At 72.4% G+C, this 18,430-nt stretch carries 19 protein-coding genes; 17 read left to right on the forward strand and 2 right to left on the reverse strand.

The window, feature by feature from the left end; translation table 11 throughout:
• The first annotated feature begins 24 nt into the window (after positions 1-24).
• The 9 genes from N8K70_RS15965 to N8K70_RS16005 all read left to right on the forward strand — a co-directional run bounded on the left by N8K70_RS15965 (position 25) and on the right by N8K70_RS16005 (position 9,927).
• Positions 25-1,029: an amidohydrolase family protein gene (locus N8K70_RS15965; protein WP_317139340.1), complete on the forward strand. Its 1,005-nt coding sequence runs from the start codon at positions 25-27 to the stop codon at positions 1,027-1,029.
• A gap of 29 nt (positions 1,030-1,058) precedes the next feature.
• Positions 1,059-2,075, forward strand: a complete 1,017-nt coding sequence (locus N8K70_RS15970) for a DODA-type extradiol aromatic ring-opening family dioxygenase (RefSeq protein ID WP_317139341.1) — start codon at positions 1,059-1,061, stop codon at positions 2,073-2,075.
• Positions 2,075-2,725: an RraA family protein gene (locus N8K70_RS15975; RefSeq protein ID WP_317139342.1), complete on the forward strand. Its 651-nt coding sequence runs from the start codon at positions 2,075-2,077 to the stop codon at positions 2,723-2,725. The genes N8K70_RS15970 and N8K70_RS15975 overlap by 1 nt, the downstream gene beginning before the upstream one ends.
• A 24-nt stretch (positions 2,726-2,749) precedes the next feature.
• Positions 2,750-3,409: an RraA family protein gene (locus tag N8K70_RS15980; protein WP_317139343.1), complete on the forward strand. Its 660-nt coding sequence runs from the start codon at positions 2,750-2,752 to the stop codon at positions 3,407-3,409.
• The gene (locus tag N8K70_RS15985; RefSeq protein ID WP_317139344.1) at positions 3,409-4,059 is read left to right on the forward strand and encodes an RraA family protein; all 651 of its coding nucleotides are present in this window, start codon (positions 3,409-3,411) and stop codon (positions 4,057-4,059) included. Before N8K70_RS15980 ends, N8K70_RS15985 begins: the two co-directional genes overlap by 1 nt.
• 141 nt (positions 4,060-4,200) lie before the next feature.
• On the forward strand, positions 4,201-5,658 hold the full coding sequence (locus N8K70_RS15990; RefSeq protein WP_317139345.1) for an aldehyde dehydrogenase family protein: 1,458 nt from the start codon (positions 4,201-4,203) through the stop codon (positions 5,656-5,658).
• Between the two features lie 66 nt (positions 5,659-5,724).
• Positions 5,725-6,699, forward strand: coding sequence for a flavin reductase (locus N8K70_RS15995; protein ID WP_317139346.1), 975 nt, complete (start codon positions 5,725-5,727; stop codon positions 6,697-6,699).
• 40 nt (positions 6,700-6,739) lie between these two features.
• Positions 6,740-8,440, forward strand: a complete 1,701-nt coding sequence (locus tag N8K70_RS16000; RefSeq protein ID WP_317139347.1) for an FAD-dependent oxidoreductase — start codon at positions 6,740-6,742, stop codon at positions 8,438-8,440.
• A gap of 11 nt (positions 8,441-8,451) precedes the next feature.
• A complete protein-coding gene (locus tag N8K70_RS16005) occupies positions 8,452-9,927 on the forward strand; it encodes an MFS transporter (protein ID WP_317139348.1) in 1,476 nt (491 codons plus the stop codon).
• Between the two features lie 50 nt (positions 9,928-9,977).
• Here the strand turns inward: N8K70_RS16005 and N8K70_RS16010 are convergent, their stop codons facing one another.
• Positions 9,978-11,870: a heavy metal translocating P-type ATPase gene (locus tag N8K70_RS16010; RefSeq protein ID WP_317139349.1), complete on the reverse strand. Its 1,893-nt coding sequence runs from the start codon at positions 11,868-11,870 to the stop codon at positions 9,978-9,980.
• Positions 11,867-12,265, reverse strand: coding sequence for an ArsR/SmtB family transcription factor (locus N8K70_RS16015; RefSeq protein ID WP_317139350.1), 399 nt, complete (start codon positions 12,263-12,265; stop codon positions 11,867-11,869). The genes N8K70_RS16010 and N8K70_RS16015 overlap by 4 nt, the downstream gene beginning before the upstream one ends.
• Positions 12,266-12,401: 136 nt before the next feature.
• On the opposite strand from N8K70_RS16015, the gene N8K70_RS16020 reads away from it, so the two are divergent.
• The 8 genes from N8K70_RS16020 (at position 12,402) to N8K70_RS16055 (ending at position 18,400) form a co-directional block, all read left to right on the forward strand.
• Positions 12,402-12,644 carry a hypothetical protein gene (locus N8K70_RS16020; RefSeq protein ID WP_317139351.1) on the forward strand — a complete coding sequence of 81 codons (243 nt, stop codon included), beginning with the start codon at positions 12,402-12,404 and terminating at the stop codon, positions 12,642-12,644.
• A gap of 106 nt (positions 12,645-12,750) precedes the next feature.
• The gene (locus N8K70_RS16025) at positions 12,751-13,617 is read left to right on the forward strand and encodes a glycosyltransferase (protein WP_317139352.1); all 867 of its coding nucleotides are present in this window, start codon (positions 12,751-12,753) and stop codon (positions 13,615-13,617) included.
• Positions 13,614-14,390 carry a glycosyltransferase family 2 protein gene (locus N8K70_RS16030; protein ID WP_317139353.1) on the forward strand — a complete coding sequence of 259 codons (777 nt, stop codon included), beginning with the start codon at positions 13,614-13,616 and terminating at the stop codon, positions 14,388-14,390. Before N8K70_RS16025 ends, N8K70_RS16030 begins: the two co-directional genes overlap by 4 nt.
• The gene (locus N8K70_RS16035; RefSeq protein ID WP_317139354.1) at positions 14,387-14,602 is read left to right on the forward strand and encodes a hypothetical protein; all 216 of its coding nucleotides are present in this window, start codon (positions 14,387-14,389) and stop codon (positions 14,600-14,602) included. Before N8K70_RS16030 ends, N8K70_RS16035 begins: the two co-directional genes overlap by 4 nt.
• A gap of 11 nt (positions 14,603-14,613) precedes the next feature.
• On the forward strand, positions 14,614-15,222 hold the full coding sequence (locus N8K70_RS16040; RefSeq protein ID WP_317139355.1) for a DedA family protein: 609 nt from the start codon (positions 14,614-14,616) through the stop codon (positions 15,220-15,222).
• Positions 15,219-16,481, forward strand: coding sequence for a sensor histidine kinase (locus tag N8K70_RS16045; RefSeq protein WP_317139356.1), 1,263 nt, complete (start codon positions 15,219-15,221; stop codon positions 16,479-16,481). The genes N8K70_RS16040 and N8K70_RS16045 overlap by 4 nt, the downstream gene beginning before the upstream one ends.
• Positions 16,478-17,149 carry a response regulator transcription factor gene (locus tag N8K70_RS16050; RefSeq protein WP_317139357.1) on the forward strand — a complete coding sequence of 224 codons (672 nt, stop codon included), beginning with the start codon at positions 16,478-16,480 and terminating at the stop codon, positions 17,147-17,149. The genes N8K70_RS16045 and N8K70_RS16050 overlap by 4 nt, the downstream gene beginning before the upstream one ends.
• 93 nt (positions 17,150-17,242) lie before the next feature.
• Positions 17,243-18,400, forward strand: coding sequence for an AI-2E family transporter (locus N8K70_RS16055; RefSeq protein WP_317139358.1), 1,158 nt, complete (start codon positions 17,243-17,245; stop codon positions 18,398-18,400).
• The last annotated feature ends 30 nt before the right edge of the window (positions 18,401-18,430 follow it).

Raw genomic sequence — 18,430 nt, forward strand, 5'->3', positions numbered from 1 at the left:
CCTCCGAAGGAGCGCATCCGCACCATGATCGTCGACGTTCACGGCCATGTCTCGGCCCCCAGCGAGCTGTACGCCTGGAAGGCGGGCCTGCTCGCGCATCGGGGCTCCCACGGCGTCCGGCCTCCGAGGATCTCGGACGACCAGCTGCGCGAGGCGTACACCGCCCCCAACGCGAGCTTCGGCGACGTGTCGCACTTCCATCACCTCGACACCGCGGGCGTCGACGTCCAGCTGATCTCGCCGCGCCCGTACCAGATGATGCACAGCGAGGGCCCCGCGCGGATCGTGGAGGCGTTCACCGAGGAGGTGAACAACGTCATCCACCGCGACACGGAGCTGTTCCCCGGGCGGTTCCGCGGCGTCGCCGGGCTGCCGCAGACGATGGATCTGACGGTCGAGCAGTGGGTCCCCGAGCTGCGCCGCACGGTGACCGAGCTCGGCTTCGTGGGCGCGCTGCTCAATCCCGATCCGTACGAGGGCACCAGGGTCCCTCCCGCGCTCGGCGACCGCTTCTGGTATCCGCTGTACGAGGCTCTCGTCGAGCTCGACGTGCCGGCGATCGTGCACGCCGCAGGATGCCGGGCGCCGGCCCGCGAGCCGTACTCGCTGCACTTCATCCAGGAGGAGACGGTCGCCATCTGGAGCCTGCTCTCGTCAGACGTCCTGAAGGACTTCCCCGATCTGAAGCTCATCATCACGCACGGCGGGGGCGCCATCCCCTACCAGGCCGGGCGCTTCCTCCCCAGCGGCGTGCGGAGCGGGGCGACCCCGTACCTCGACCGGCTGCGGACGCTCCGCTTCGACACCTGCCTGTACACGCGCGACGCGATCGAGCTGCTGCTCAAGACCGTCGGCGTCGACCGGTGCCTCTTCGGCACCGAGAAGCCCGGCACCGGGTCCCAGATCGACCCGGCGACGGGCCGCTGGTTCGACGACATCCACCTGCTGGTGGACGAGATCGAATGGCTCACCGACGATCAGCGCGAGTCCCTGCTGCACGGCAACGCGGAGTCGATCTTCGCGCTCTGACCGACGGCATCCGAGGAAAGGAAACAACAATGGCACACATCGTCGGCGGCTTCGGGAGCTCGCACGGTCCTCAGCTGAAGGTCCCGCCCCCCGAGGAGTGGCACGAGCGCGGCAAGGCGGATCACCAGAACAAGGCGCTCTGGTACCAGGGGAAGACCTACGACTACGAGGCGCTCAAGGCGGCGCGGGAGGACTTCTCGCACGAGATCACCGACGAGGCGATGCAGCGGCGGTGGGACGTCACGCAGAAGGCGCTGGACGACCTCGGCCGCTACGCCGCCGCGCAGGAGTACGACGTCCTGGTCATCGTCTCGAGCGACCACAAGGAGATCTTCGGCGACGAGCTGCTGCCGCCCTTCGCCGTCTACTGGGGCGACTCGGTCGATCACATCCCCTTCGACGAGGACCACCTCGCCTCGATGAGCCCCGGGCTCGCCAAGGCGGCGCTCGGGGACGTCCCGGACCGCCTCATCACGCGCCCGGTCGACGCGGACCTCGCCTCCCACCTCATCGACTCGACGCTCGAGCAGGGGTTCGACACCGCCGCGTCGAAGGAGCTCCCCCCCGGGCGCTACAAGAACTCGGGGATCCCCCACGGCTGGGGCTTCATCTACCAGCGCATCCTCGGCCAGGAGTCGACGATCCCCTTCGTCCCCATCTTCATCAACACCTTCTGGGAGCCGACGCCTCCTTCCGCCGCCCGCAGCTACGACTTCGGCGTGGCGCTCGGCAAGGCGATCCAGAGCTACCCGAAGGACGTCCGCGTCGGCCTCGTCGCCTCCGGCGGCCTGAGCCACTTCGTCGTCGACGAGGAGCTCGACCGGGCCTTCATCAAGGCGCTCGAGGAGCACGACGTCGACTATCTGCGCTCGATCCCCGCGAGCCTCATGACGGCGGGCACGTCGGAGCTGCGGAACTGGATCGCCGTCGCCGGCGCCGCGAACGCGGCCGGCCTGAAGGTCGACACCGTGGTCTACGAGCCCGGCTACCGCACCGAGGCGGGCAGCGGCAACGCCTTCGGCTTCGTCACCTGGACGAACGCGTGATGGCGGGCATTCGAGACCGTCTCGCGGCGCTCGACAGCTGTGCGGTCTCGGATGCCCTCGACACGCTCGGGCTGCCGGGCGCGGTGACGGGGATCCACGGCATCACGCTCCCCGACGCCGCGATCCTCGGCGTCGCCCGGACGGTGCTCGCGGGCCCCCGGGAGGCGGGCGGCCCGCAGGCACACATCGCGGCGGGGCTCGTGGACCGTCTGCAGCCCGGCGACGTCGTCGTGATCGCCAACGACGGCCGCGCCGACGTGTCGTGCTGGGGAGGCCTGCTGGGGGCCGCGGCGACGAGCCACGGCGCCGCGGGCGTCGTCGTCGACGGGGCGTTCCGCGACATCCAGGAGAACGCCGACCTGGGGCTGCCCGTCTTCGCCCGCGCGGCCGTGGCGGTGAGCGCGCGCGGGCGCATCGTGCAGAAGTCCATGGACGAGCCCGTGCGCGTCGGCGGCGTCGAGGTCGCCCCCGGCGACTGGGTCGTCGCCGACCGCAGCGGGCTCGCCTTCGTCCCGGCCGCCGAGGCGGAGCGCGTCGTCGCCCTCGCGGAGCGCATCGTCGCGCGCGAGGAGAGCATGCTCTCGGCGGTGCACGACGGGCGGCCCGTGGCCGAGGCCATGCACGACTCCGAGTTCCCCACCGCCGAATAGCGACCATCGCATGAGGAGCACACCGTGACCACGACGAAGACGTCGGACGACATCCTGACCACCTCCACCGCCACTCTCGCGGATGCGCTCGACAAGGTCGGACGCGACGGATGCCTGCTGGGGATCGCCCCGCTGGCAGCCGGGCAGCGCGTGATCGGACGCGCCTTCACCGTCCGCTATGTGGCGGCGGGATCCCCGCCCGGCACCGTGGGCGACTACCTCGACGACGTCGAGCCCGGCCAGGTCGTCGTGCTCGACAACAAGGGCCGCACGGACGCGACCGTGTGGGGCGACATCCTCACCGCGATCGCGAACGCCAAGGGCGTCGCCGGCACCGTGATCGACGGCGTCTGCCGCGACGTGTCCCGCGCTCTCGATCTCGGCTACCCCGTCTACAGCCGGGGACGGTACATGCGCACGGGCAAGGACCGGGTCGAGGTCGCCGCGGTGCAGGAGCCGGTCGACGTCGCGGGCGTCAAGATCCATCCGGGGGACCTCGTCGTCGGCGACGACGACGGCGTCGTGGTGATCCCGCGCGACGCCGAGGAGGAGGTGCTGCGCATCGCCGCCGAGATCGACGCCCGGGAGGACAGGATCCTCGAGGCGGTCCTGGGGGGCGCGACGCTCGCCGAGGCCCGTGCCCGGCAGGGGTACCACACCCTGCAGCGCCGGGGAGACGCGTGATGGGCGCGCTCGCCGACGCGGACCGGCTGATCCGGTGGGGCTCGGCGACGCTCCACGAGGCCTGCCCGGAGCCCAGCGCGCTGCCCGCGTCGCTTCGCCCCGCCTGGGCGGGGGCGACGATCGTCGGCCGCGCGTATCCAGTCGTCGTCGCCCCCGGCGACAACCTCGCCCTGCACTGGGCGATCGTCGAGGCGGAGCCCGGGGACGTCATCGTCGCCGACGCGCACGACGCCGTGCACGGGCACTGGGGCGAGGTGATGGCGGTCGGCGCGCTCTCGCGCGGCATCGCCGGGCTCGTCATCGCGGGCGGCGTGCGCGACACGGCGCAGCAGGCCGAGCTCGGCTTCCCCGTGTTCAGCACCTCGATCGCCGTGCGCGGCACCGCCAAACGCTGGTCGGGGGTCCTGGGCGAGCCCGTGGCGTTCGGCGGCGTCTCGGTGTCGCGCGGAGACGTCATCGTCGCCGACGCCGACGGCGTCGTGTGCGTGCCGCGGTCCTCCTACCCCGAGACCGTCGAGAACGCCGCCGCCCGCGTCGCGAAGGAGGAGGCGATCATGACCGCGCTGCGTGCGGGGTCGACGACCCTCGACGAGTACCGGCTGCGCGGCATCGACGACCGGTCCGCGCGCTCACGCGCGCAGGATCGATGACGGAGGACGGCGCAGGGGGATGCGCCCGACACCATGTCGGAGTGGCCGCGGGGGATTTCGGTCTCCGCGCGTATGGGTATCGATTCCCCGCCCGGTTAGTGTTCAGACGGCGAGAGCCGCATTCGCGACGAGGAGGTCCCGATGACATCGGTCAGTGACACCGCCATCCGGTTCGGTCCCATCCCCGTCGACGCGTGGGGCACGGGATCGGGCGGCACCGGGACGATCGTCGACGCCGCCACCGGCGAGCGCATCGGCAGCGTCGCCCTCGCGAGCGAGGCGGACGTGGAGCGGGCGGGCGCCGTCGCCGCGGCCGTGCAGCCCGCGTGGGCCGACACGTCGTTCCGCAGCCGCATCGACGTCCTCCGCCGCGCGGAGCGCGCCCTCGAGGACCTCCGGGACGACCTCGTGCCCCTCATGATGAGGGAGACCGGGGCGCTGCGCAGCAAGGCGTCCCACGAGATCGACAAGACCATCGACGAGCTCCGCGCCGCCGCCGGCCTTCCCGATCAGCCCTACGGCGAGCTGCTCCCGCACGACGACCCCTCGACGCTGAGCCTGGCCCGCCGCGTCCCCGTCGGCGTCGTGGGGGTCATCGCTCCCTGGAACGCGCCCCTCATGCTCTCGATGCGCTCGATCGCGCCGGCGCTGGCGCTCGGCAACGCCGTGATCGTCAAGCCCGACGTGAAGACGGCGCTGACCGGCGGCGCGGTGATCGATCACGTCTTCCGTGCGGCGGGGCTGCCCAACGGGGTGCTCCAGGTCGTCGCGGGCGGCGCCGAGGCGGGCGAGGCGCTCGTGCGCTCCCCCCACACGGACATGATCTCCTTCACGGGCTCCTCGGCGGCCGGCCGCCGGGTCGGTGAGGTCGCCGGAGGGCTGCTCAAGCGCGTCGTGCTCGAGCTCGGCGGCAACAACGCGTTCATCGTGCTCGACGACGCGGACCTCGACGACGCGCTCGCCCACGCCCAGCGCGGCACGTTCTCGCACCAGGGGCAGATCTGCATGGCCACCGGGCGGCATCTCGTGCACGAGTCGGTCGCCGACGAGTACGTGCGACGCCTGGTCGAGTTCGCGGAGTCGCTGCGCGTCGGCGATCCGAGGCGGAGCGGCGTCACCCTGGGGCCCCTCATCGACGTCCGCCAGGCCGATCGCGTCCAGGGCGTGGTCGACGACGCCGTCGCGGCAGGAGCGGTCGTCAGGACGGGCGGACATCACGAGGGGCCGTTCTACGCGCCGACCGTGCTCGACGGGGTCGATCGGGACAACGCCGCGTTCCAGGCGGAGATCTTCGGCCCCGTCGCGCCGGTGACGCGCTTCTCGACCGACGACGAGGCGATCAGGCTCGCGGGCGCCACCCCCTACGGCCTGTCCGCAGCGATCCACACGAGGGATCTGGGCAGGGCGCTCGCGATCTCCGGCCGGCTTCGCACCGGGATGGTGCACATCAACGGGCAGACGATCAACGACGCGGCGCACATCCCCATGGGCGGGATGGGCCAGTCCGGCAACGGGGGGCGCTACGGCGGCCACTGGAACCTCGACGAGTTCACCTACTGGCAGTGGGTCACCTCCCGCACGCCGCCGGGGCGCCGGTGAGACCCGTGCACGACCGAACCCATGGCGCGCCGGACCCGGCGCCGAACACGACGAGGTGATGAGGACATGTCAATCGACTCCGTGCCCGAGATGATCGACGAATTCCGGCAGGCGGCGGGAAGGTTCGCGTCGGGGGTGACGGTCGTCACCACCCGCAACGGCGAGCACGTGTACGGCGTCACCGCGACGTCGTTCGTGTCCCTGTCGCTCAATCCGCTGCTGGTGACGGTGTCGATCAACACCGCGAGCGCCATCCTCCCGGACATCGACGAGAGCGGCATCCTCGCCGTCAACGTCCTCGCACGCGAGCAGGAGGAGGTCTCGCGCTACTTCTCCACGAGGGGACGCGGCCGCTCGCGCGAGCGGTTCGAGGGCATCGCCGCCCATGTCGAGTCGACGGGGGCGCCCATCATCGACGGCGCCCTGAGCTGGTTCGACTGCCGTGTGCACACGACCCTGGAGGGCGGCGACCACGTCATCCTGGTGGGCGAGGTGGTCGCCGCGGGCGGCAGCAGCGGCGAGCCGCTGCTGTACTGGTCGGGCGGATACCGCGAGCTGGGCCGGAACGACGACCCGTCCGGCGGCGACGACGGCATCGAGCAGTTCGCCGATGCGCTCTCGGTGCAGCTGCACATGCACGGCATGACCCCGGCGGACCTGCTGGACGCGCAGTACGCGGTGGAGCCCGCCGCCGCGGCGCTCGCCGCGCGCGCGTGCACCGACGAGCTGGTCGCCGAGCTGCAGTCGCTCATCGACGAGGCCGCCGAGCACCACGACGACGCGGAGAGGTACAACCCCGTGGCGCTCGAGTTCCACTCCCGCATCGGCTCGATGAGCGGCAATGCGGCGATCGCCGCCAGCGTGAGGGCGCTCTCCCGGCCGCGGTACGAGGTGTACTCCTCGCAGACGAACGCCGAGCGCGCCAGCCGCAGCACCCGGAAGCACCAGGAGATCGCGGACGCGATCAGGGACCACGACGAGGACCGCGCGCGGGCGCTCATGCTCGAGCACCTGGGCACGATCGCCCGGGGGATCGCCTGAGCGCCGGCCGCCCCGTCGGGAGAGGACGAGAGGACACACCATGACCGAGACCTTCGACGCCGACGTCGTCATCATCGGCGGAGGTCCCGTGGGCCTGACGGCGGCCATGGACCTCGACGCGCGGGGCATCCGCTCCGTCGTGATCGAGTCGCGACGCTACCTCGAGGCGCCGAACGTGAAGTGCAACCACGTGGCGTCGCGGACGATGGAGCGGTTCCGCCGGCTCGGGATCGCGGACCGGGTGCGCGCCGCCGGCCTCCCCGCCGACTACCCGCAGGACATCGCCTTCCGCACGACCATGACGGGCCGGGAGCTCGGTCGCATCCCGATCCCGTCGACCGTGCAGCGCGCCTCCCGCCCCGCCGGGCCCGACGCCGACTGGGCCACGCCCGAGCCGCCCCACCGCGTGAACCAGAAGTACCTGGAGCCGATCCTGATGGAGCACGCCGCCGGCCTGCCGCGGGTGACGCTGCTCAACGAGACCCGGTATCTCGGTCTCGAGCAGGACGAGCACGGCGTCTCGGTGCGGATCGCGGATCGCGACGGGGCGGAGCGGGTTCTCCGCGGCCGCTTCCTCATCGGCGCCGACGGCGGGCGTTCGGCCGTGCGCAAGAGGATCGGCGCGGCGTTCCACGGCGACCCCGTCCTCCAGCGGGTCCAGTCGACGTGCATCCGCGCGCCGCGCCTGTACGACCTCCTGCCCGGCGAGCGCGCATGGGCCTATTACACGTTCAACCCGCGGCGCAACGGGCACGTGTACGCCATCGACGGCGACGAGGTCTTCCTCGTCCACAACTACCTGAGCGCCGGGGAGGGCGACGGGTCGGGCGTGGACCGCGATGCCGCGATCCGCACGATCCTCGGCGTCGACGCGTCGTTCGACTACGAGGTGGTCTCGGAGGAGGACTGGATCGCACGCCGCCTGGTCGCCGATCGGCTGAGGGACCGCCGTGTCTTCATCGCGGGCGACGCCGCGCACCTGTGGGTGCCGTACGCCGGGTTCGGCATGAACGCCGGCATCGCGGACGTGCTGAACCTCACGTGGGCGCTGGGCGCCCGCATCGCCGGCTGGGCCGCCGACGGCATCCTCGACGCGTACGAGGCGGAGCGGCTCCCCATCACCGATCAGGTCTCGCGGTTCGCGATGGGCCACCAGCGCAAGATCGCGCAGGGCGAGGTCCCGCCCGAGATCGAGGACGCCACCGACGCCGGCCGCGCCGCGCGACGCCGTCTCGGGGAGCAGGCGTACGCGCTGAACGTCGAGCAGTTCGCCGCGGCGGGGCTTAACTACGGGTACTCCTACGCGCACTCGCCCGTGATCGTGTACGACGGGGAGCCCGCTCCCGCCTACACGATGGGCTCCTACACGGAGTCGACCGTGCCCGGATGCCGTGCCCCTCACTTCTGGCTGGCGGACGGGGTGTCGCTGTACGACGAGCTCGGGCTCGGCTACACGGCGCTGAGCCTCGGCGATCCCTCCGGGCTCGCCGACCTCGTGGACGAGGCGGCCGCGGCAGGCGTGCCCCTGAAGGTGATCGACGTCGACCGCCGTCTCGCGCCCGCGGCGTACCGGCACGGGTACGTCATCGTCCGCGACGACCAGCACGTCGTCTGGCGCGCCGACGCGGCGCCGGCCGATCCCCGGGCGCTCCTCGACCGCCTGCGGGGACGACTCCCGTCTCCGGGCGGGGCCGCGGAGGACGTGGCCGGGCTCAGCGCCGTCGCCGCCGACCCGGCGTAGGGCCGGCGGCCTTGCCCTCCCCGGACACGCGGGAGATCCCGCTCACCCCGCCGCAGCGCTGGCGCGCCTTCGGCGTCTGCATCGCCGTGACGGCCCTCACGGTGCTCGACCTCACGAAGGTCAACGTCGCGCTGCCGTCGATCGAGGACGCGCTCGGCGCGAGCTCGACCGAGCTGCAGCTCGTCGTCGCCGGCTACGTGCTCACGTTCGGCCTCGCGCTCGTGCCTGCGGGGCGCATCGGGGACCAGCGATCGCGCCGCACGCTGTTCATCGTCGGGCTGACGGTCTTCACGCTCATGAGCCTCGCGTGCGCGCTGGCGCCCACCTCGGAGGCGCTGCTCGCCGCACGGCTCGCGCAGGGGGTGGGCGCGGGCATCCAGATGCCCCAGGCGCTCGGCCTCATCCAGGCGCTCTTCCAGGGAGCGGAGCGGGCCAGGGCGTTCGGCGTCTTCGGCGTCATGGTCGGCATCACCATGGCGATCGGCCCCACGCTCGGCGGTCTCGCGATCGCGATCGGCGGCCCCGAGGACGGCTGGCGCGGCATCTTCTGGATGAACGTGCCGCTCGCGCTGGCCACCCTCGCCCTCGCGATCTGGCTGCTTCCGCGGACGCGGACGGCCTCGACCCGCAGGCTGGAGCTCGACCCCGTCGGGCTGCTGCTGTTCGGGGCGGCCGTGCTCACGCTCCTGTGGCCCTTCCTCTTCACGACGGGATCGCCTGACGACGATCCCGCCCGATGGTGGCTGCTCGTCGTCTTCGTCGTGGCGGCCACCGTGTTCGCGGCCTGGGAGCGCCGCTATGCGGCATCGGGGCGCCAGCCGCTCATCCCGCCGCGGCTCTTCCGCATCCTCTCCTACCGCAACGGGATGATCCTCGCGAGCGCGTACTTCGCCGCGAATCCCGCGATGCTCCTGCTGACCACCCTCTACCTGCAGCACGGCATCGGCCTCGCCCCCGTCTTCGCCGGGATGGTGAGCATCAGCTTCGCGCTGCTGAGCGCGGCGACGGCGTGGATAGGGGGCCGCCTCATCGATCGCATCGGCCGGCCGCTCGTCGTGTGGGGGCTCGTGACCGTGCTCGCGGGCGTGGGGCTGCTCGTGCTCGCCACCCTCGTGACGCCCGCGGCGGCCACCCCCTGGGCGATGGCGGCCGCGATGGCCGTCGCCGGCGTCGGCGGGGGGCTCGTCATGACGCCGAACCAGACGCTCACGCTCGCCGAGATCCCCGTGCGGCAGGCCGGCTCCGCCGGCTCGGTCGGGCAGCTGGGCCAGCGCATCGGCGGCGCCGTCGGAACGGCCGTCGGGCTGTCGTTCTTCTACTCCTCCATCTACGAGGAGACGGGCTCCGGCGAGAGCACCGACCTCGCGGTGTACCAGCACGCCTACGCGTTCGGCATGCTCGCCGTCGCGCTCTTCGTGGCGCTCGCCCTCGCGGTGGGCGTCATGGACCTCGGTGCGCGCCGCCGCGGACGTCGTGCGCCGGGGTGACCTCGCATCCCCCCCGGTCGGAGAGGGCGTCGACACCGTCCCCGGCGTGCTCACGTCACCCGATCCCGCCCCTGGCGGGTGCGACGGGCGGGGATGAGGCGAGCGGAGTTGAGGATGAACGCGGTCTCGCTGCCGACGTGCACGAACGCCGCGAGCACCGGGCCGAGCAGCCCGAACGCGGCCAGGACCATGCCGATCAGGTCGACGACGATGGTGCCGGCGAAGTTGACCATGACGATGCGGCGGGCGCGACGCGCGACGCGCACGGTGCGCACGAGGTCGTCCAGATCGGAGCTGATCAGCACGATGTCCGCGCTCTCCCGGGCGATGTCCGTGCCGCTGCCCATCGCGATGCCGACGTCGGCGCGGGCGAGCGCGGGGGCGTCGTTGACGCCGTCGCCGACCATCGCGAGCGTGCGCCCGGCGGCGCGTTCGGCGTCGATCGCGCTCAGCTTCTCGTCGGGCAGGAGCCCGGCGCGGACGTCGTCGATGCCCAGCTCCGCCGCCACGGCGAGGGCTGTGGCCTCCTGGTCGCCCGTGATCATCAGCGTCCTCAGGCCATGCCCGCGCAGCTCGGCGACCGCCTGCCTGGCGGTGTCGCGGATGACGTCGGCCAGCAGGACGCTCCCCGCGTATCGCCCGTCGAGCGCGACGTGGACGGCCGTGGCGGTGCCCTGGCCCTCGAGGGTCTCGGGGGCGTCGGGGACGAGAGCGCGATTGCCCGCCGTGACGGCGCGTCCGGCGACGGTCGCGGTCACGCCGCGGCCGGGCTCGTAGGCGAAGCCCGCCGACGGCCCGACCGGCAGCCCCTGCGCACGGGCGTGGGCGACGACGGCCCGGCCGAGGGGATGCTCGGAGGAGGACTCGGCAGCGGCGGCGAGCACGAGCAGTCCCTCTGCGGTCGTCCCGTCCACGGTGCGGACGCCGACGACCGTCGGGGTGCCGGTGGTGAGGGTGCCGGTCTTGTCGAACACCACGGTGTCGACGGCGGAGAGCGCTTCGAGGTGCGCGCCGTCCTTGACGAAGGCGCCCGACCGGGCGATGCGCGCGATCGCGGACAGGACCGCGAGCGGGGTGCCTGCGGCGATGCCGCAGGCACCGGCCACGACGACCACGGAGATCGTCGCGGTCACGTCCCGGGTGACGAGGAACGTGACCGCCGCGCCCGCGAGCGCGAGGGAGACGAGCCATGCGGCGAGCCGGTCCGCGAGGCGCTGCACGGGCGGCTCGGAGGATTGCGCCTGCCGCACCGACTCCACGATGCGTCCGTAGGAGGAGTCCGCGCCCACGCGCTCGGCGCGCACCTCGACGGCGCCGACCTGGTTGATCGACCCGGCGAACACCTCGCTGCCGACGGCGATGTCGACCGGCAGCGACTCGCCGGTGATGCGGGACTGGTCGGCCGTGGACCGGCCGGCCACGACCGTCCCGTCGACGGGGATGCGCCCGCCGGGACCGACCACGACGATCTGCCCCCGCTGCACGCGCGCGAGCGGCATCGTGACGACGTCGCCGCCGTCGCGGACCTGCACCGCATCGGGGAGGAACGCCATCAGGTCGGTGAGAGCGTCGCGTCCGCGCCCCATCGACAGGTCCTCGAGGATCTCGGCGGCGAGCACGAACGTCGTGATCACGAGCGAGGTGACCCATTCGCCGATCGCGGCGGCGGCCGCGATCGCGATGAGCATGGACAGCTCCATGCTCATCCGCCGTCCCCTGAGGTCCTCCCACGCCTCGACGAGGATCGCCCGGCATCCGACGACGAGCCCGACCACCGCGAGGGCCGGCACGGCCGGCCACGGCCCGGTCAGCCCGGAGGCCACCGCGATCGCGCAGACGGCGACGAACAGCGTGCGGATCAGATCGCCGCGGTCGATGCGGCTCCACAGGCTCCGCTCCCGCCCGCCGTCCGCCGCCGCCCGCGGTTCGGCCGACACGCTCACGGGGCGGAGCCGTCCGTGTCCCCGGCTCTCGTCGGCAGTCCCCGCTCGCCGAGGTGGTGTCCGGGCAGATCGTCGCCGACGACGTGCTCGGCCTGGAACACCGCGTGCGTCACGAGCTGCCGGGCGTGCTCGTCGACGAGGCTGTAGAACACGCGCGTGCCGTCCTGACGCGCGCTGACGATCCTGCCCCAGCGCAGCTTCGCCAGATGCTGCGACACCGCCGTCGGGGGCTTCCCCACCCGCTCCGCCAGCTCGCCCACGGGAAGCTCGCCCGAGCGCAGCGCCAGGATGATCCTGATCCGCGTCGCATCCGACAGCAGTGAGAACACCTCGGCCGCCAGATCGACGTACGGGCTCGCCGGGCCGAATGTGCACATCTTCGAATCTTCAGGCATACGCAGATAGTAGGCACGCGGATGCCGGTGTCACAAGACCCTGCGGACGCCGGACGGCCCGAACGGTACGCCGGTAGCACCCGGTCGAGCCCGACGGGGGATTCGGGAGGGGGCGCCGTCTTCGTACGGTGCCCGCATGAAGACCTCGCTCGCACTCCCGGACCCGCCACGGCCTCGTACGCAGGACGCATGGCCGGCTCCGGCGCCCTCCGAGGCGGAGGAGGCGTCGCACGCACACGGCTGGCGACGCCTCGCCATCGGCCTGCTGCACATCGTGCTGTTCGCCGTCGGCCTCGTCGTGCTGCTCGTCGGATTCGTCGCATCGGCCCTCGTCCGTCTGGCCCGCGGCATGAGGTCGCACATCCGACGCCGACGCTGACGGCCGCCGTCACCCGTCCGTACGGGCAAGACGATACGGCGGGCGGAGGCCCCCGGCCACACTCCCCTCCCCGTCTTCCCGGCACACACCGCGAAAGGAAACGCACATGCTCTCTCTTCTCCCTCCCCCCTCCGTCCCGACTCCCGCGACGACGCCGGGCAGGGCTCCCAGCGTCTCGATCGTCATCCCGGCGCACAACGAGGAAGCGGTGATCGAGCGCTGCCTGAAGGCCGCGATCGATCAGGTCGTCCCCGCGCGGGAGATCCTCGTGATCGACAACCGGTCGACCGATGCCACGGCCGAGCTCGCGCGGCGCATCGCACGTCGGCACCCCGAGGCCGGGATCCGCGTGCTGGACCAGTCGGAGGAGCTCGGCCTCGTCCCCACCCGCAACCTCGGCTTCGAGGCGGCCTCGGGCGATGTCCTGGGCCGGATCGATGCCGACACCGTGGTCTTGCGGGACTGGGTCGCCCGCGTCGCCGAGACGATGACCGACCCCGCGGTCGGGGCCGTCTCCGGACCGGTCACGTACTACGACCTCCCGTTCCGCGCCCCTCGCGGCCTGTCGGACGACCTCGCCCGCCGGGCGCTGCGCCGGCTCGGGAAGCGCTACCCGTTCCTGTACGGGTGCAACATGGCCATCCGCGCCACGGCCTGGCGCGCGATCGAGCACGAGGCGTGCCGCGACCGTCAGGACGTGCTCCACGAGGACATCGACCTCTCGGTGCATCTCTACGACGCGAACGTCGCCGTCGCCTACGACGGCGCCATGCGCGCGGACGTGTCGGCACGACGTCTCTCGACCTCGCGGGAGTCGTTCCGCGCCTACACGGAGCGGTTCGAGCGCACCTACGCCGCGCATCGCATCGACGACTGGCACCTCCGCGTCCCGCAGGCGCTGCTCCAGAGCGTCTACTGGTGGGCGCGCGTGCTGCGCTCGATCGCTCCCGCGCCTCGGGCGGCGATCGCATGAACGAGACGATCTCGGTGGTCATCCCGGTTCTGGACGACGCACGACTCCTCGAGCGGTGTCTCGCGTCGCTCGCCGCGCAGACCCGCCGGCCCGACGAGGTGATCGTCGTCGACAACGGCAGCACCGACGACAGCGTCGCCGTGGCCCGGGCCTTCGGCGCGACCGTCGTGCACGAACGGCGACGCGGCATCACCGCCGCCTCCTCCCACGGCTTCGACGTCGCGCGCGGGACGGTGATCGCACGATGCGACGCCGACTCGCTGCTCCCGCCCACGTGGGTCGCCCGCATCGAGCGATCCCTCGCCTCCGCCCCCGACGCGGTGGCCGTCACGGGGCCTGCGACGTTCTACGACCTCCACGGCGTGCGCGGCGCACTCGCCCGGAGGATCTACGTCGGCGGCTACTTCCTCTCGATGCGGCCGCTGCTCGGCCACAACGTGCTGTTCGGGTCGAACTGCGCCGTCCGGGCGCACGCCTGGCGCGCGCTGAGCGCCTCCGTCCCCCGCGACGACAGCGAGATCCACGACGACATGGACCTCAGCTACCGGCTGCCCCCGGCCTCGCGCGTCATCCTGGACCGCTCCCTCGTCGTCGGGATCTCCGCGCGTCCCTTCGACAGCCTCACCGCGTTCGGACGGCGTCTCTCACGCGCCGTCCACACCTTCTCGCTCCACCTGCCGCAGCAGCTGCCGCACCGTCGATGGACCGCGCGGTGGCGCAGCAGGGCACGCCGCTCCACGTGGATCCCGATCGGAGGCGAGGCTCGCGCATGATCTCCGCATCCGCTCTCCCCGTCCGGATCCTGTCGGCCATCGGGGTGTTCGCCCTCAACGCGCTCATCGCGCTGCTCGCGACGGCGTACGCGGTGGCGACGATCGCCGTCCGGATCGTGCGCCGGTGGGGCGCGAGGCGACGGAACGCCGGCGGCGGGAACGACGTCCTGGTGCACCAGGAGTCCCCGCGGGGCGGCGAATGGACCTCCTAGGGCTGCTCTCGATGCTCGAGACGTCCCTGGTGGACGCCGTCGCCTCGCCGTGGATGTACGCCGTGCTCCTCCTCGTGTGCGTCGTCGACGGCTTCTTCCCTCCGATGCCGAGCGAGCTGGTGCTGATCGCCGCGGCATCGATCACCTGGGCCACGAGCCCCCAGACGACCGTGCTCGTCGTCGTCACGGCGACCGCGGGCGCGTGGGTCGGCGACAACATCGCCTATGCGATCGGTCGCAGACTGGGCATGGCGCCCCTGCCCGGGATGAGGGGGGAACGCGTCGCCGAGGGCGCCGCCCGAGTCCGGCACGGGTTCCACCGTCGCCCCGAGAGCATCCTCCTCACCGGGCGATTCATCCCCGTCGCGCGCGTCCTCGTCAACATGACGGCCGGCGCCACCCGCCTCGCCTACCCGAGGTACCTGCTCCTCAGCCTCGCGAGCGCGACGGCATGGGCGTTCGTCTCGGTGACGATCGCGATCCTCGTCGTCGCCTTCCTCTCGGCCGAGCCGCTCACGGCGACGATCCTCGCGTCCGCGATCGCCGTCGTCGGCGGCATCGCGGTGGACCGGGCCCTAGCCTGGAGACGAGCATCCGCGCCGCGGAGGGAGAACGCGTGACCGAATCGCCCCGCTCGCGTCCCCTGCGGCAGCTGGTCCGGCTCGTCGAGGGCCGACGAGGACCCCGTCCTCGCACCCTCATGATCCGAGGATGGATCGCCCTGGTCGCCGGCGCGGTCGTCCTGTTCTGGGTGTCCGTGCCGAGCCTGGTGGTCGACTACGACCTCGCGCTCCCGGTCGCGTTCCTGCTCGCGAGCGTCCAGTGCGTCACGCTGCCCCTGGCGGTGCGGCTGCCCCGCTGCGCGATGATCGTGCACGTCGTCGGCATCATGCTCATCGGCTGGCTCACACGCGGAAGCCTGGAGGACGACTTCTGGCCCGTGCCCGTCCCGAACCTGCTCGCGCTGACCGCGATCCTCATCGTGCTGGGGCTGCGCGAGGAGTGGATCGTGTCCGTCTCCGCGTGGTGGCTGAGCTTCCTCGCGATGACCGTCGTGGTCGTTCTCAGCGACGGGGACCTGACCTCGCTGTCCGAATGGGGCGTCGACGTGATGGTCAGCGTCACGGTCACGCTCATCGCGCTCGCCGTCTCCATCACGGTCGGTCAGCGCGGCCGCGTCCGCCGGATCATCGCCGACGCGAAGCGCGACGTCGAGCTCGAGCAGGCCCGCCGCGCGGCGGTCGAGGAACGGGCGCGGATCGCGCGCGAGCTTCACGACGTCGTCGCGCACAGCATGTCGATCGTGCACATCCAGGCCGAGTCCGCCCGCTATCGCGTCGCCGACCTCCCCGCAGCACAGGGGGAGTTCACCGACATCGCCCGATCCGCGCGAGCCGCGCTCGGCGAGATGCGGCAGCTGCTCGCCGCGCTCCACCCCGAGGACGAGAAGGCCTTCTACGCGCCTCAGCCGACCGTCGCGGACATCCCCGATCTCATCCGCAGCACGGAGAAGGTCGGCAGCCCCGTCGCGTTCTCCAGCGACGTCGAGCCGGGGGCCGTGAGCCCCCTGGTCGAGCTGACGGCGTACCGGATCGTCCAGGAGGCGCTCAGCAACGTCATCCGCCACGCCCCGCACGCCGCGGTGCAGGTGACGCTGCGGCGAGGCCCCCTCGCGCTGGACGTGAGGATCCGGAACGACCCGCCGCCGCCGTCCGACGCACCCGCCCGCCGGATCGCGGAGACGGGGGGACACGGGCTCCGCGGCATGCGCGAGCGCGTCGCGCTGCTGAAGGGCGAGGTCGAGCAGCGTCCGCTGGAGAATGGTGGATACCTCGTCGCGGCGCGATTGCCGACGACGGCGGGAGAGGAGTCGGAGTGAGCATCAAGGTCCTCGTCGTCGACGATCAGCCCATGTACCGTCTGGGCGTGTCGGCCATCCTGAACGCCCACCCCGGCATCGCCGTGGTGGGCGAGGCCGGAGACGGACAGGAGGCGATCGAGCGCAACAGGGTGCTCCACCCGGACGTGATCCTGATGGACATCCGCATGCCGAACGTCAACGGCATCGACGCCACCCGCCGCATCGTCCACCCCGAGGGGGCAGGGAACGTGCCCGCGGTCATCATGCTCACCACCTTCGACTTCGACGACTACGTCTACGACGCCCTCCGAGCGGGAGCCAGCGGCTTCCTCCTCAAGGACTCCGAGGCGGAGACCCTCATCGCCGCCGTGGAGACCGTGCACGCCGGAGACGCCCTCCTCGCACCCCGGGTGACCCGGCGGCTCATCGAGCAGTTCGCCGAGAGCGCCCCCGCGCGGCTGAAGTCCCAGACCGTGTTCAACGAGCTCACCGAGCGCGAGCGGGACGTGTTCGAGCAGCTGGCGCGCGGCAGGTCCAACGCCGAGATCGGCAAGACCCTCTTCATCGCCGAGCAGACCGCCAAGACGCACGTGAGCCGGGTCATGAACAAGCTCGGGCTGCGCGACCGCGTCCACGCGGTCGTGCTCGCCTACGAGACCGGCATCGTCCGGGCCGGCGAGCAGTAGGTCGCGGTCCCGCTCGGATGCTACGCCGGGGGCGGACGCTTGAGCCGATGGGGTGACGCGTCGCAGGCCGACCTGTGACTAGCGTGCCGGACTATGCCTGCTGCCGCTCCCCGATCCCGCCGTCTCCTCCTCGTCCGCCCGTACCGCACGGGTCTGCTGATCGCCCTGGGCGCGCTCACCGTCCACACCGCGTGGACGCTGCTCGGCCCCCTGGCTCCCGTGATGTGGTGCATCGGGCTCGCCGCGTTCTTCGCGATCGGACTGGCGCCCCTCGTCGGCGTGTTCCAGAGGATGCGGCTGCCGCGCCCCCTCGCCGTCGCCGCCGTCGCGTGCACGGTCCTGATCGCGCTGGCCGGCATCCTGCTCCTCATCGTCCCCGCGGTGGTGGAGCAGACGACGCAGCTCCTCGCGCGGGCCGACGAGTTCGCCGCATCCGGCGCGGTGGACGCCATCGCCGCCGACGCGCAGCGGTTCGTGCCGGCCGCGCTCGTGGACGTGCGGGCCGTGCTGGACGGCATGATCGCCGGGCTGGCGTCGGGAGCGACCATGCAGACCGTCTCCCAGGGGGTCGTGGGCGCGGGCGCCGCCATCGGGAACGGCGTCTTCCTGACGACGATGGTCCTCGTCCTCACGATGTACTTCCTGGCCTCGGGCCGGTGGTTCCGCGGTCAGCTCGTCGCGACCCTGCCCCGTGCTCATCGGCGCACGGGCATCCGCATCGCCCGGCGCGTCACCGACGCCGTGGGCCAGTACTTCCTCGGACAGCTCTTCCTCGCGCTCCTCAACGGCGCGCTGAGCCTCCTCCTGCTGCTCGCCACCGGGTCGGCGCTCCCGCTCCTGTTCGCCGCGGTGGCGCTCGTGTGCGCCCTCATCCCGCTCATCGGCATCCCGCTCGGCGCGGCGATCGTGATCGGCGCGCAGGCGCTGATCGCGCCGGCCGACCCGGTCCCCTGGGTGACGCTCGCCGTCTGGTACCTCGTCTACATGGCCGTCGAGGCATACGTGATCGCTCCCCGCGTGATCGGCAGGACGGTGGCGATGCCGGCGGTCGTCGTGCTCCTGGTGACCCTCGTCGGCGGCACGCTCTCCGGCATCCTCGGCGCTCTCCTCGCCCTCCCCCTCGTCGTCGCGGCGAGCGCGTCGACGCTCGAGCTCCGCGCTGCCCGGCGCGAGCGCCGGCCGTCGCGCGATGGACGGAGACCGCGGGCCGGGACGGCCGATCGGATGACGCCCCTCGCCTCCGGAGCATGACGACGGCGCGGAAGCCGTCCGCGTCCCGAC

The organism is Microbacterium sp. AB, from assembly GCF_032878875.1.
Taxonomy (GTDB): domain Bacteria; phylum Actinomycetota; class Actinomycetes; order Actinomycetales; family Microbacteriaceae; genus Microbacterium; species Microbacterium betulae.

Coding starts and splice junctions, on each gene's coding strand:
- N8K70_RS15965 (WP_317139340.1), top strand. CDS start 25: ATGATCGTCGACGTTCACGGCCATGTCTCGGCCCCCAGCGAGCTGTAC.
- N8K70_RS15970 (WP_317139341.1), top strand. CDS start 1,059: ATGGCACACATCGTCGGCGGCTTCGGGAGCTCGCACGGTCCTCAGCTG.
- N8K70_RS15975 (WP_317139342.1), top strand. CDS start 2,075: ATGGCGGGCATTCGAGACCGTCTCGCGGCGCTCGACAGCTGTGCGGTC.
- N8K70_RS15985 (WP_317139344.1), top strand. CDS start 3,409: ATGGGCGCGCTCGCCGACGCGGACCGGCTGATCCGGTGGGGCTCGGCG.
- N8K70_RS15990 (WP_317139345.1), top strand. CDS start 4,201: ATGACATCGGTCAGTGACACCGCCATCCGGTTCGGTCCCATCCCCGTC.
- N8K70_RS15995 (WP_317139346.1), top strand. CDS start 5,725: ATGTCAATCGACTCCGTGCCCGAGATGATCGACGAATTCCGGCAGGCG.
- N8K70_RS16000 (WP_317139347.1), top strand. CDS start 6,740: ATGACCGAGACCTTCGACGCCGACGTCGTCATCATCGGCGGAGGTCCC.
- N8K70_RS16015 (WP_317139350.1), bottom strand. CDS start 12,265: ATGCCTGAAGATTCGAAGATGTGCACATTCGGCCCGGCGAGCCCGTAC.
- N8K70_RS16020 (WP_317139351.1), top strand. CDS start 12,402: ATGAAGACCTCGCTCGCACTCCCGGACCCGCCACGGCCTCGTACGCAG.
- N8K70_RS16025 (WP_317139352.1), top strand. CDS start 12,751: ATGCTCTCTCTTCTCCCTCCCCCCTCCGTCCCGACTCCCGCGACGACG.
- N8K70_RS16030 (WP_317139353.1), top strand. CDS start 13,614: ATGAACGAGACGATCTCGGTGGTCATCCCGGTTCTGGACGACGCACGA.
- N8K70_RS16035 (WP_317139354.1), top strand. CDS start 14,387: ATGATCTCCGCATCCGCTCTCCCCGTCCGGATCCTGTCGGCCATCGGG.
- N8K70_RS16040 (WP_317139355.1), top strand. CDS start 14,614: ATGCTCGAGACGTCCCTGGTGGACGCCGTCGCCTCGCCGTGGATGTAC.
- N8K70_RS16055 (WP_317139358.1), top strand. CDS start 17,243: ATGCCTGCTGCCGCTCCCCGATCCCGCCGTCTCCTCCTCGTCCGCCCG.